This window comes from Paracoccus sediminis (assembly GCF_900188295.1).
Taxonomy (GTDB): domain Bacteria; phylum Pseudomonadota; class Alphaproteobacteria; order Rhodobacterales; family Rhodobacteraceae; genus Paracoccus; species Paracoccus sediminis.
The window spans coordinates 443,057-455,675 of sequence record NZ_FZNM01000001.1; the positions used below are offsets into that span (position 1 = coordinate 443,057).

Consider the following 12,619-nt stretch of genomic DNA (forward strand, 5'->3'; position numbering starts at 1 on the left):
ACGGTTACAGATCCTCGGACAGCAGCAGCCGTTGCAGGCCCACCCAGGCCCCGGCGGCGATGGCCAGCAGCGTGACCGGCCCCGACCATGCCAGCAGGGCGGTGGCGGTCAGTCCCTGCCCGATGGTGCAGCCCATGGCGATCACCCCGCCGACCCCCATCAGGATGGCGCCGCCCAACTGGCGGCCCAGTTCGCGCGGATCGTCGCAGGCCTCCCACCGGAAACTGCGCCGCCACAGCGACCCCATGATGGCGCCGGCCAGCGTGCCGAACACCAGACCGACCGAGAATGACGGCTGCGTGCCCGTGGCCGTCATCAGATAAAGGATCGTCCGCCCGACCGGCGCGGTAAAGGACGGACCCTCGACGGGAACGGCGTCCATGCTGGTTTCGGCAATCCGAAACGTGCCGATCAAGGCCAGCACGACCGAAAGCCCGACGCCTGCGGCGCAGATCACCGTCAGGGGCGACTGGCGCACCCGAGGATGGCGGATCCCCGCCGCGACCAGCCCCAGCCCCAGGGCGGCGGCCAGCCAGGCGGGATCAAGCCCCGTCAGCGCCGACAGCGCCTCGCCGATGCCGGCCCGCCCTGACTGTTCGGTCTGCGGAAAGACGAAAGCCCGCACGGGCGCCAGCGGCCCTGCCAGCGTGGCATAGGTGGCGATCCCCAACACCACCACGATCAGGATCGAGCGGATGTCCCCGTCGCCCGCACGCACAAGGGCGCCAAAGCCGCAATTCCCCGCCATCGCCATGCCGTAGCCGAACACCAGCCCGCCCGCGATGCTGGCCACAGGATTCCAGGCGATGCTGTGATACAGGCTGCGGCCGATGTCGATCAGGTCCCAGGCATCCGCCAGGGCGACGGACAGGACGGCGACGCCCAACGCCAGGCTCCAGATATGGATGCGGCGGAAATCGCCCTCGATCAGCGCCGTTTCAAGCGCGCCCAGCGTGCAGAAATCGCCCAGCCGCGCGCACAGGCCCAGAAGAACGCCGACGCCCAGTCCGACGCCTCCGGCCAGCAACCCCGCTGCGATGTCCGCTGTCATGGCCGCGCCCGTCAGGAACCCGGTCGATCGTCGTTGCCGAAGATCCGCGCATAGCAGATCAGCAATTCGCCGATGCGCGGATCCCTGAGCGAATAGAAGATCGTCTTGCCGTCCCGGCGCGCGGTGACCAGTCCCTCGATCCGCAGGCGCGCAAGCTGCTGGCTGACCGCCGACTGCCGGGCGTCCAGCATCCCTTCCAGTTCGCCGACGCTTCTGGGGCCTTGGGCCAGGTGGCACAGGATCAGCAGCCGCCCCTCGTGGCCAAGGGTTTTGAACGTGTTGGCGGCCTCCTCGATCGCGGCCGAACGCGCGGCGGAATCCGCCTGCGCGGCGGCCGGGGCCGGCATCGCGGCGTCGGCCCGGCCGAACAGCAATATTCCCAGGCCAAAGCGCGCGATGCCATCCGATCCGGTCATGAGTGTCCTTTCGTGCTGCGCGGCCTGTCCGGTCGATGGGCCATCAAATATTCACTTATTGCAATATAAGCATTGCTTCCGGGATCAAAGACCCTAGAGTGATCCGTGCGTGAGTCGCAAGAGTCCGGCTTTCGCGCCTTTGGGGGAGGGCAGATGCAGAATATCCTGATTCTCGCGGCCTTGGCGGCCAGCCTTGGCGTTGCGGCCATGGCCGAAACCGTGCCGAACGCCATATCCTGGGCCGAAGACGGATCGATCCCGGAATCGCTGACGGGCACGGCCGGAAACCCCGACGAGGGCAGGGTCGTCATGACGACGAACGCCTTGGGCAATTGCGTCGCCTGCCATGCCATCGCGGCGATGCCCGACGTCCCGTTCCAGGGCAACATCGCCCCGCAGCTTGACGGGGCCGCGGACCGCTGGACCGAGGCGCAACTGCGCGGGATCGTGGTCGATGCGAAGCGCACCTTCCCGGAATCCTTCATGCCCGGCATGTACAAGGTGGGACCGTTCATCCGGCCGGGCGTGGCCTACACGGCCAAGCCGCCCGAGAAGCCCGAAGACATCAGGCCGATCCTGTCGGCCCGGCAGGTCGAGGATGTCGTCGCCTATCTGATGACGCTCAGCGAATGAACCAGGGGCGCCCCGGATGGCGCCCCGATCGCGACAGGAAAAGGAAGAAGATCATGCTCATTTCACGACGCGGGGTGTTGGCGGCAAGTGCGGGACTGGCCGCGCTTGGACTGCTGCCCATTGCCGTGCGGGCTCAGGATGCGGCCGCGGCGCCGGCCATGACCGCAGACGACATGATCGCCGAATTCACAGGCGGCGCCGCTGTCGCCGACGGGGATGGCGTAACCCTGACCGCGCCCGAAATCGCCGAAAACGGCAACACCGTGCCCATTTCGGTCGATGCGCCCGGCGCGTCCGAAATCCTGGTGCTGGCCCTGGAAAACCCCACCCCCGGCGTGGCCAGGTTCACCTTCGGCCCGCTTGCCGCAAGCCAGGCGGCCGCGACGCGCATCCGCCTTGCCAAAACCCAGGATGTCGTCGCGATCGCCAAACTGGCGGATGGCAGCTTCGTGCGCACGGCGTCCAACGTGAAAGTCACCATCGGCGGTTGCGGCGGCTGATTCAGGCAAAGGGAACAGTACCATGGCAGAAAACGTCAAACCGCGCGTCCGCGTCCCCAAGACCGCATCCAGGGACGAGGTCATCACAATCAAGACGCTGATCTCGCATCCGATGGAATCGGGGCAGCGCAAGGACAAGGATGGCAATACCGTCCCGCGTTCGATCATCAACCGCTTCACGGCCGAATTCAACGGGCAGCTGGTGGTCGATACCAGGCTGGAGCCGGCGATCAGCACCAACCCCTATCTGGAATTCGACGCCAGGGTGCCGGAAACCGGGGAATTCAAGTTCACATGGTATGACGACGACGGCTCTGTCTACGAGAATGTCCAGAAGGTCGACGTGTCCTGAACATCAGGGCATCCAGCCAGTCCTGACCGCGACCATGCAGGATGGCGCGGCATGACATCGCCAAAGGGGGAAGACGGCATTATGAAGCGGCAACACAGGGCGACGGCCGTGGCGGCTGTTGCGGCGATGCTGGCCATGGGCGCGGCGCAGGCCGAGCCGGCCAAGGACGACGAACTGACCATCAACGGCGAGGAAACGCTGGCGACCCAGGCGCCTGCGCCCGATCACCTGCAAGGGGCCTTGGGCGACACGGTCTATTCGGGCTGGCTGTTCCGCGACCCCGACACGCGCGCCATGCAGAAGGACGACTTTGACAATCCGATGTTCCTGTTCGTGGATGCCGGGATCGAGGCCTGGAACACCCCCGACGGCACCGAGGGCAAGTCCTGCGCGGATTGCCACAACGCCATCGAGGACAGCATGAAGGGCCTGCGCGCCGCGCTGCCCAAGGTGACGGAAAAGGGCGAGTTGTGGTCGCTGGAAAACTTTGTCAACGACTGCCGCACCAACCGCATGGGCGCCGAGGCCTGGGGCTGGAACAGCCAGGAGATGAAGAACATGACCACGGCCATCGGGTTGCAGTCGCGCGGGATGCCTGTCGCCGTGGCCATCGACGGCGAGGCCGCGCCCTTCTGGGAAAAGGGCAAGGAGATGTACTACACCCGGTACGGCCAACTCGAGATGTCCTGCGCGAATTGCCACGAGGACAATTTCGGCAACTATATCCGGTCGGACCATCTCAGCCAGGGGCAGATCAACGGTTTTCCGCTGTACCGGCTGAAGGATCAGGGCGCGGTATCGACCCACCAGCGTTTCGTGGGCTGCATGCGCGATACGCGCGGCGTGCCGTTCGAGGCCGGCAGCCAGGAATTCCGCGAACTGGAACTGTATGTCGCCTCTCGCGGACTGGGGATGCCTGTGGAAACGCCAGCCGTCCGGCACTGAAGCGACCGCGCGCCCCGGCGGATCATTGCACCTAAAAATGTGCAAATATATGAATATGATGAGGTGATTGTGACGTCGCGCAGGGAATTTCTTCAGGCCGGTCTGGCCACATCGGCGATCCTTGCCGGGCTGGGCCTGTCGAACTGGTCGCGCGCCATGGCGCAGCAGTCCCTGACGCAGGACCAGTTGCTGCAATTTGACGATTTCGGCAACCTGACGCTGATCCATGTCACGGATTCCCATGCCCATCTGCGGCCGGTCTGGTTCCGCGAGCCCGACACCAACATCGGCGTCGGAGAGGCGGCGGGCCGCGTTCCGCATGTCGTGGGCGAAACCTTTCAGACGATGTTCGGCATCGCACCGGGCAGCCCCCAAGCCTATGCCCTGACCTATCCTGACTTCGAATCCCTTGCGCGCAGCTATGGCCGCATGGGCGGGTTCGACCGCATTGCCACGGTGGTCAAGGCGATCCGCGCCGCCCGTCCCGATTCCATCCTGCTGGACGGCGGCGACACCTGGCACGGCAGCTATACCAGCCTCAAGACCATGGGCGAGGACATGGTGCTCGTCCAGAACCTGCTGGGCGTCGAGGCGATGTCGAGCCATTGGGAATTCACCTTCGGCACCACCCGCGTCCGGGAACTGATCGAGAAGTGCAATTTCCCGTTCCTTGGCGCGAACATCTATGACGTGGAATGGGACGAACCCGCCTTCGAACCCTACAGGATCATCCAGAAGGGCGACCTGGCCGTCGGCGTGATCGGGCAGGCCTTCCCCTATCTGCCCATCGCCAACCCGAAATGGATGTTCCCCGAATACAGCTTCGGCATTCGTGAAGAACGGATGCAGGAAGTCGTCGATGATCTGCGCGGCCAGAACGTCGATCTGGTCGTCTGCCTGTCGCACAACGGCTTTGACGTCGATCACAAGATGGCCGGCCGGGTCAAGGGCATCGACGTGATCCTGTCGGGGCACACCCATGACGCGGTTCCCGAGCCGGTGCTGGTAGGCGAGACGATCATCATCGCGTCCGGCAGCCATGGGAAATTCGTCAGCCGCGTCGATCTGGACGTGCAGGGCGGCCGAATGGCGGGGTTCCGTCACAAGCTGATCCCGATCTTCTCGGACGTGATCCAGCCCGACCCCGAGATGGCGGCCCTGATCGACGATATCCGCGCGCCCTTCACGGCGGATCTGGAAGCCGTGATCGGCCAGACCGACCACCTGCTGTATCGCCGCGGCAATTTCAACGGCACCTGGGACGACCTGATCTGCCGCGCCATCCTGGAGGAACGCGACGCCGAGATCGCGCTGTCGCCCGGAGTCCGCTGGGGCGCCTCGGTCCTGCCGGGCGACATCACGCGAGAGGACATCCATTCCGTCACGTCCATGACCTATGGCCAGTGCTACCGCACGGAAATGACCGGCGAGACGCTGAAAACGGTCATGGAGGACGTGGCCGACAACATCTTCAATCCCGACCCCTATTACCAGCAGGGCGGCGACATGGTGCGCGTGGGCGGCCTTGCCTATGCCATAGATCCGACCGCCCCGATGGGCAGCCGCATCACGGACCTGCGGCTGATTGCCGACGACAGCGCGATCGACCCCTCCCGCAGCTATGTTGTCGGCGGCTGGGCCTCGATCAACGAAGGCACCGACGGGCCGCAGATCTGGGACGTGGTCGAGGATCACATCCGCACGACCGGCGGGGCAAGACAGGATGCGCCCGTTTCGAACATCACCGTCAAGGGACTATGAAGGAGGTGGCTCGCATGGACCACAGACCGGGAACAACCAGCCGCAGGGGCTTCATGCGCGCCGGTCTGGCCGCAAGCGTCGCCCTGCCCGCCGCCGCGTCGATGGCACGCGGGCAGGGCACGCCCGATCCGCTGATTACCGAGGTTCAGGACTGGGCGCGCTACAGCGGCGACGGCGTGGACGCCACGCCCTATGGCCTGCCCATCCAGTTCGAATCCGACGTGATCCGCCGCAACGTGTCATGGCTGACCGCGGACACGATCAGTTCGATCAACTTCACGCCGATCCACCAGCTGGACGGCACGATCACCCCGGCGGGCTGCGCCTTCGAACGCCATCATTCCGGCGCCATCGAACTGGCCAAGCCCGACTACCGGCTGATGGTCAACGGGCTGGTGGATCGCGAACTGGTCTTCACCTATGCGGATCTGGAACGGTTCCCGCGCCGCCAAGGCGTCTATTTCTGTGAATGCGCGGCCAATACCGGCATGGAATGGGCCGGCGCGCAATTGAACGGATCGCAGTTCACCCATGGCATGATCCACAACATGGAATATGTCGGGGTGCCGCTGAAAACCCTGCTGGCCGAGGCGGGCGTCAAGCCCGAGGGCCGGTGGATTTATGTCGAAGGCGCCGATGCTTCGTCGAACGGCCGTTCGATCCCGCTGGAAAAGGCTATGGACGACGTGATGGTCGCCTTCAAGGCCAATGGCGAGGCGCTGCGCAAGGAACACGGCTATCCCGCGCGCCTGGTCGTGCCCGGATGGGAAGGCAACCTGTGGGTCAAATGGCTGCGCCGCATCGAGGTGACGGCCGGTCCCGTCGAAAGCCGCGAGGAGACGTCGAAATACACCGACACGCTGGCCAACGGCGTTTCGCGCAAATGGACCTGGGTGATGGACGCGAAATCGGTCGTGACCGCGCCCAGTCCGCAGGTCGGCATCACGCACGGTCCCGGCCCGCTAGTCATCACCGGGCTGGCCTGGTCGGGCCGGGGGACGATCACGCGGGTCGATGTGTCGGTGGACGGCGGCAGGAACTGGACCACGGCGCGGCTGGCCCAGCCGGGCGTGCCGATGGCCATGACCCGGTTCTACCTGGACCACCTCTGGGACGGCGAGGAGATGCTGTTGCAATCGCGCGCCGTGGACGAGACGGGCTATGTGCAGCCCACCAAGAACGCGCTGCGCGAGATCCGGGGCGAGAACTCGATCTATCACAACAACGGCATCCAGACCTGGTGGATCAAGAAAGACGGAAGCGCGGAAAATGTCGAAGTTTCGTAACGCGGCCGCCCTGCTGATCGTCCTGGCTGCCGGATCCGCCGCGGCCGAAACGCAGACCGCCCGCGATTCCGCCTTTGCGGCAGGGCAGCCGCTGGGATTGGGCCGGGCCGCCCTGCCCGAAGAAATATCGGCCTGGAACCTGGATGTCAGCCCGGACGGCACCGGCCTGCCCGACGGGTCGGGCGACGTGATGACCGGAGAGGGAATCTATTTGGAACAATGCGCGGCCTGCCATGGCGACTTTGCCGAAGGGCTGGACAACTGGCCGTCGCTGTCGGGTGGGGAAGGCACGCTGGACCGCGACGACCCGGAAAAGACCATCGGCAGCTTCTGGCCGCATCTTTCGACGGTCTGGGATTACGTGCACCGATCCATGCCCTTTGGCAACGCGCAGGTTCTGACGGCCGACGACACCTATGCGATCACCGCGTATCTGCTGTATTCCAATGGCTTGGTCGAAGACGATTTCGTCCTGTCCAGGGACAATTTCGCCGAGGTCCGGCTGCCCAACGCCGACGGTTTCATCGAGGATGACCGGGCGGAAACCGAATACCCCGCCTTTTCGACCGAGCCGTGCATGGAAAGCTGCAAGGACAGCGTGGAAATAACCATGCATGCCTCGGTTCTTGACGTGACCCCCGGAAACGAAGGGGATGCGACGGGGGATGCCCCCGTCGAAGCCGCCCTCGACTGACAGTCGGGACCGACAACCCCCGGACCCCCAGGCGGTCCGGGCGCGTTCCAGGGCGGCGCGGGTCGCACCAGTCAGCCACAAGGCACGACGGACGATGAAGCCCTTCACTTGCCTTGTCCTGCCGGCGACCCTTGTCTGCGCCGAGCCGGGCGAGATGGTTTTTCGTGCCGACGGGCAAAGGCCACACCGTCGCACCCATCGCCGACAGGCTGCCCGAAGGCGTCGGGACGATCAAAGAGCAAGGTGAGTCCAGAATTCATGGTGACCGGGATCCAGCCCAGTCTTTCGCGGCGTCAAGTGCATGGCGCGTTTCGTCATGGGCCGCCTTTCGCGCAACCCCTGCGCAGGCCTGAATGCCCTTACCTGGACAGGCCGCGCAAGCCTGCCCGGTGCGCCGTCCGGGCGGCTTGGGGGGCCAGGGCCTGGATCGCGTGGTAATGCGACAGATGGACCTGGCCGGTCAGGTGATGCAGGAAATCGCTGCGTTCCAGGCGGTCCATGACGGGGCCTTTCACCTCGGACAGGTGCAGGGCGATCCCGGCGTCGGACAGGCGGTGCATCACCAGCTCCAGGCTTTCCAGCGCGCTGGCGTCGATGCTGTTGACGGCGGCGCAGTTCAGCACGACATGGCGCAGTTCCGGGCGGGCCGCGGCTTCTTGCTGGATCACGGTTTCGATGGCGCGGGCGTTGGCAAAGAACAGGCTTTCGTCGATGCGCAGGCCCAGCACCTCGGGCGTGCAGATGACGCGGTGGCGCCGGACATTGCGGAAGTGCTGGGTGCCGGGCACCTGGCCGATCACGGCGACATGCGGGCGCGAACTGGCCCACAGGTGCAGCAGGACGGAAACCGCGATGCCCGCGATGATCCCCGTCTCGACCCCCACGGCCAGCGTGGCGGCCAGGGTCACCGCCAGCGCGGAAAAGTCCGAACGGGAATATCTCCAGGTCCGCCGCAGGGCACCAAAGTCCGCCAGGCTGAGCACGGCGACGGTGATGGTGGCCGCCAGGACCGCGACGGGCAGGTGGAACAGCAAGGGCGTCAGGAATACCGAGGCGAGCGCGATGCCCAAGGCGGTCAGGGCGCCGGCTGCCGGGGTCTGGGCGCCCGCGTCGAAATTGACGACCGACCGGGCAAAGCCGCCCGTGACCGGATAGCCCGAGGAAAAGGCCGCGGCCAGGTTCGCCATGCCCAGGCCGATCAGTTCCTGGTCCGGGCTGATCGACTGGCGGCGCTTGGCGGCCAGCGTCTGCGCCACCGACACGGATTCCACGAACCCGATCAGCGCGATCAGAAAGGCCGATGGCAGCAGCGCCCGCCACAGCGCCGGATCGAACACCGGCCGCGACAGGGGCGGCAGCCCCTGCGGAACCTCGCCCACCACCGCCACCCCCGGATCGAGCAGGATAACCGCCGCGATCGACGCCGCGACCACGATCACCGGCCCGGTCCGCGCCAGCAGGGCGGCCGGGCGCGAGGCGATTCCCAGGCGGATCAGCAACGGTTTCAGAAAGCGGCGCGACCAGAACAGGAATGCGGTCGCCAGTGCCCCGATCGCCAGAGTCGGCCCGTGGATCCCGGACCGGTTTTCCAGCAGCGAGGCCAGCATCTCGGGCAGGGTGGCGCCCTCGGCCTTGATGCCCAGGATATGCTTTATCTGTCCCGTGGCGATCAGCAGGCTTGAGGCGGTGATGAACCCCGAGATCACCGGATGCGACAAAAGGTTCGCCACGAAGCCCAGGCGAAAGATCCCCATGGCGACCAGGATCAGCCCCGACAGGAACGCCAGGATCAGCGCCGCCGCGACGTATTCCGGGCTGCCGGGCGCCGCGACCCCGGACGCGGCCGTGGCGGTCAGCAGCGACACGACCGCCACGGGGCCGACCGACAGGGTGCGGCTGCTGCCCAGCAGCGCATAGGCCACCAGCGGCAGGATCGAGGCGTAAAGCCCGATCACGGGGGGCAGGCCGGCCAGCATCGCATAGGCCAGCGACTGCGGGATCAGCATGATCGTCACGATCACCGCCGCCACCCCGTCGCTGACCAGGGCGTGCCGGTCATAGGCGCGCCCCCAGTGCAGGATCGGCAGGATGCGGGCCAGCCTGTCCATGGCTCAGTCCTCGACCGGAAGGCCATGGGCCTTCCACGCCTCGAACCCGCCTTCGATCACGGCGGCCTCGTATCCCATGCGGCGCAGGGTGTCCGCCGCCAGGGCCGCCCTGGCGCCCGATGCGCACAGGACATGGACGCGCCCCGTGCCGCGCAGGCCGGTCAGCCGCGCCTCGGCTGTCTGCGCGGTCGCATCGGCGCGGCTTTCCACAAGGCCGCGCGGCACATGCAGGGCATCGGGCACGCGCCCATGGGTTTCAAGTTCGCCGGGTTCGCGCACGTCAAGGATCAGCACGTCCGATCCATGGCGCCGTGCCGCCCGTTCGGGCGGGACGGTGCCGACGCGGCCTTTGGCATCCGCCACCAGATCCCTCATCGTCCTGGCTTTCTTCCGCGGGGCGGCAAACCGGTTCACCGGAATCTTCAGATAGCTGTTGCCGTCCGATTCGGGGGCCGGCAGGCGTCCGCCGCGCAGGTTGATCTGCAAGGCCGCAAGGATCCGGTCGGGCAGGGGCAGGGTGGCGTCGCGGTCGTTGCGGATGCGGATCCAGTCCTCGCGCCGGGTGCCGTCCTTGACGTGCTTGTTGCCCGCGCGATGCTGGGCGACCGTCGCCTCCCACTGCGGCTCCTTGCGGCTGTCGGTGCCGTAATCGTGGCCGACGAACAGGCGCGTTCCACCGGGCAGCGCCAGGATCGCCTGGATCGAGTCCCACAGCTGTTCCGTATTCCCGCCCGGAAAATCGGCGCGCGATGTGCCCACGTCGGGCTGCATCAGCGTGTCATGGACAAAGGCCGCGTCCCCGCAGACACAGGTGATGGATCCCAGCGTGTGGCCCGGCGACAGCATCACCCGCGCCTCGAGATCGCCGATACGGAACGTCTCGCCATCGGCGAACAGGCGGTCGAAATCGCGCGCCGGATCAAAGGCGCCGGGCAGGTTATAGAGGTCCGCCCAGATCGCCGCGATCTCGTGGACCTTGTTGCCGATCGCCGCGGGCGCGCCGGTGCGTTCCGTCAGCCGCGCCGAGGCCATGACGTGATCGGCATGGGGATGGGTGTCCAGCACCCACTGGACGCTCAGCCCGTTGTCGCGGACCAGGTCCAGCACCTGATCCATGCTGCCCGTCGAGAAGCGTTGGTTCTTGGGATCGAGGTTCCAGACCACATCGATCAGCGCGGCCTGTTTGGTGGCCGGATCGGCGCAGACATACTGGATCGATCCGGTGTCGGGTTCATAGATGCCCCAGACATCCGGGCTGCCCGCCCCGGTGGACGGCGAATGGCGCACGACCCGTTCGTTCAGTTTCGATTCGCTCATGACGATGTTCCTTTGTCTTGCAGAAATGCGCCCGCCTTTATCCGGGCGCCCAGCCACAGCCCGGCCAGCATGGCGGGCAGAAAGATCAGCGTGCCCGGCGCCAGCAAGGGCAGGGCGGTCCAGGCCGGGCCGGGGCAAAAGCCGCCGATGCCCCAGCCGATCCCGAACAGCGCCGCCCCGGCCAGCAGCGGCCGGTCGATGGCGCGGTTCTTGGGGATGTCGAAGGATGGGTCCAGCACCGGCGCCTGCCTGCGCCACACCAGGCGGTAGCCCACGAAGGCGGTCAGCGTGGCTCCGCCCATCACGAAAGCCAGACTCGGATCCCAGGTGCCCGCCAGGTCCAGAAAGCCCAGCACCTTGGCCGGGTTGGCCATGCCCGAGATCACCAGACCCAGCCCGAAGACCAGGCCCGACAGAAAGCCCCAGAATAGACGCATCACGCACCCCCCAGGATATGGCGCAGCACGAAGACGGTGACGAATCCCGCCGCCATGAAGGTCGCGACCGCGGCCAACGACCGGCCCGATAGCCGCGCCAGCCCGCAGACCCCGTGCCCCGAGGTGCAGCCCGACCCGAGCGCGGTGCCCGTGCCCACCAGCAGGCCGGCGGCGGCCATGCCGGGCAGGTTGTCCGGCACCGTCTGCGCAACGGGGCCGCCCAGGGCCATTACCGCCAGCGGCGCCAGCATCAGCCCCGCCAGAAAGGCCCACCGCCAGTCGCGATCCCTTGGCGCGCCGGGCAGCGCCATGGCGCCCTGGGTGATGCCGGCAATCCCCGCGATGCGGCCGAACAGCGCCATGACCATCACCGCGCTCAGCCCGATCAGCACGCCGCCCAGCAGCGAAGCCCAAGGCGTGAATGGCGTCTGAATCCCGATTTCCATGATCCCTCTCCGACTTCGGATGGCAAGGCTTGCCCGGCCTGCCTGCGCGGCTTATATATTAAGCATGTCTAATTCAGTCAATTCTAATATAAAGAACCGCGACGATCCGCTGGCCCAGGCAGAGGCTGCCCTTGCCTTGCAGGACCGCGCCGATCATGTGGCGGGGCGGCTGGCGCTTGTCGCCAACGCCAAGCGTTTGCTGATCCTGTGCGAATTGACCAAGGGCGAACGGTCGGTCGGCGCCTTGCAGCAGGCCGTGGGCCTGGGCCAGTCCGCGCTGAGCCAGCACCTGGCGAGGCTGCGCGAGGCCGGGATGGTCGATACCCGCCGCGAAGGCCAGACCATCTTCTATCGCATCAGCGACCCCACCCTCGAGGTGCTTATGGCCGCGCTCTATGATGCCTTTTGCAGGGATTTGTGAAGGGGGGACGCGCCGGCCGCGGCGGGAATGCCCGATGCTGCATGCCCTGGCCGAACGCCCCGAACGGCGATCGAGACGGTCCGGGATCCTGGCCGAGGCATACCCGCCTGTCCGGGAACAGCGGCTGTTCGCGCCAGTTGTCGTGCCCATTCTGGTCGCTGCGGGGCGATCTGCTGGCGTCGCGGCCCACGACGCGAAGACACCGCTGGCTGGATGGCGCCCCCCGGCATCCGGCGCAGGGGCGGGCGGCGG

General features: G+C 66.5%; 14 protein-coding genes and 1 pseudogene. 8 read left to right on the top strand and 7 right to left on the bottom strand.

From position 1 onward, the window contains the following. Positions 1-4 precede the first annotated feature (4 nt). Positions 5-1,051 (bottom strand): YeeE/YedE family protein, encoded by a 1,047-nt coding sequence (locus tag CHB77_RS02360; protein ID WP_089386555.1) that lies wholly within the window; start codon positions 1,049-1,051, stop codon positions 5-7. Positions 1,052-1,062: 11 nt separating this feature from the next. Continuing rightward, complete coding sequence (locus CHB77_RS02365; RefSeq protein ID WP_423212860.1) at positions 1,063-1,467, bottom strand: ArsR/SmtB family transcription factor; 405 nt, start codon at positions 1,465-1,467, stop codon at positions 1,063-1,065. A 153-nt stretch (positions 1,468-1,620) separates the two neighbouring features. On the opposite strand from CHB77_RS02365, the gene soxX reads away from it, so the two are divergent. The 7 genes from soxX to CHB77_RS02400 all read left to right on the top strand — a co-directional run bounded on the left by soxX (position 1,621) and on the right by CHB77_RS02400 (position 7,638). Further along, complete coding sequence (gene soxX, locus CHB77_RS02370) at positions 1,621-2,100, top strand: sulfur oxidation c-type cytochrome SoxX (protein ID WP_089386556.1); 480 nt, start codon at positions 1,621-1,623, stop codon at positions 2,098-2,100. A gap of 53 nt (positions 2,101-2,153) precedes the next feature. Continuing rightward, entirely contained in the window at positions 2,154-2,600 is a 447-nt protein-coding gene (soxY, locus tag CHB77_RS02375; RefSeq protein WP_089386557.1) for a thiosulfate oxidation carrier protein SoxY, read from the top strand. A gap of 22 nt (positions 2,601-2,622) precedes the next feature. Then, positions 2,623-2,952 carry a thiosulfate oxidation carrier complex protein SoxZ gene (soxZ, locus tag CHB77_RS02380; protein WP_089386558.1) on the top strand — a complete coding sequence of 110 codons (330 nt, stop codon included), beginning with the start codon at positions 2,623-2,625 and terminating at the stop codon, positions 2,950-2,952. 81 nt (positions 2,953-3,033) lie between these two features. Continuing rightward, positions 3,034-3,897, top strand: coding sequence for a sulfur oxidation c-type cytochrome SoxA (soxA, locus tag CHB77_RS02385; RefSeq protein WP_089386559.1), 864 nt, complete (start codon positions 3,034-3,036; stop codon positions 3,895-3,897). Positions 3,898-3,966: 69 nt separating this feature from the next. After that, complete coding sequence (gene soxB / locus CHB77_RS02390; RefSeq protein ID WP_089386714.1) at positions 3,967-5,658, top strand: thiosulfohydrolase SoxB; 1,692 nt, start codon at positions 3,967-3,969, stop codon at positions 5,656-5,658. 14 nt (positions 5,659-5,672) lie between these two features. Further along, entirely contained in the window at positions 5,673-6,944 is a 1,272-nt protein-coding gene (soxC, locus tag CHB77_RS02395; RefSeq protein WP_089386560.1) for a sulfite dehydrogenase, read from the top strand. Then, positions 6,928-7,638, top strand: a complete 711-nt coding sequence (locus CHB77_RS02400) for a c-type cytochrome (RefSeq protein ID WP_089386561.1) — start codon at positions 6,928-6,930, stop codon at positions 7,636-7,638. The genes soxC and CHB77_RS02400 overlap by 17 nt, the downstream gene beginning before the upstream one ends. Positions 7,639-7,997: 359 nt before the next feature. Here the strand turns inward: CHB77_RS02400 and CHB77_RS02405 are convergent, their stop codons facing one another. The 5 genes and pseudogenes from CHB77_RS02405 to CHB77_RS02420 form a co-directional block, all read right to left on the bottom strand. Further along, entirely contained in the window at positions 7,998-9,746 is a 1,749-nt protein-coding gene (locus CHB77_RS02405; RefSeq protein ID WP_089386562.1) for a SulP family inorganic anion transporter, read from the bottom strand. Positions 9,747-9,749: 3 nt separating this feature from the next. Beyond that, a complete protein-coding gene (locus tag CHB77_RS18580) occupies positions 9,750-10,121 on the bottom strand; it encodes a rhodanese-like domain-containing protein (protein WP_242626507.1) in 372 nt (123 codons plus the stop codon). A gap of 27 nt (positions 10,122-10,148) precedes the next feature. Continuing rightward, a pseudogene (locus CHB77_RS02410) lies at positions 10,149-11,063 on the bottom strand (MBL fold metallo-hydrolase); the annotation flags it as partial. After that, positions 11,060-11,500: a DUF6691 family protein gene (locus CHB77_RS02415; protein ID WP_089386564.1), complete on the bottom strand. Its 441-nt coding sequence runs from the start codon at positions 11,498-11,500 to the stop codon at positions 11,060-11,062. The gene CHB77_RS02415 and the pseudogene CHB77_RS02410, both read right to left, overlap by 4 nt. Further along, the gene (locus tag CHB77_RS02420; protein ID WP_089386565.1) at positions 11,500-11,946 is read right to left on the bottom strand and encodes a YeeE/YedE family protein; all 447 of its coding nucleotides are present in this window, start codon (positions 11,944-11,946) and stop codon (positions 11,500-11,502) included. The genes CHB77_RS02415 and CHB77_RS02420 overlap by 1 nt, the downstream gene beginning before the upstream one ends. A gap of 64 nt (positions 11,947-12,010) precedes the next feature. On the opposite strand from CHB77_RS02420, the gene CHB77_RS02425 reads away from it, so the two are divergent. Beyond that, positions 12,011-12,367, top strand: coding sequence for an ArsR/SmtB family transcription factor (locus CHB77_RS02425; protein ID WP_089386566.1), 357 nt, complete (start codon positions 12,011-12,013; stop codon positions 12,365-12,367). The last annotated feature ends 252 nt before the right edge of the window (positions 12,368-12,619 follow it).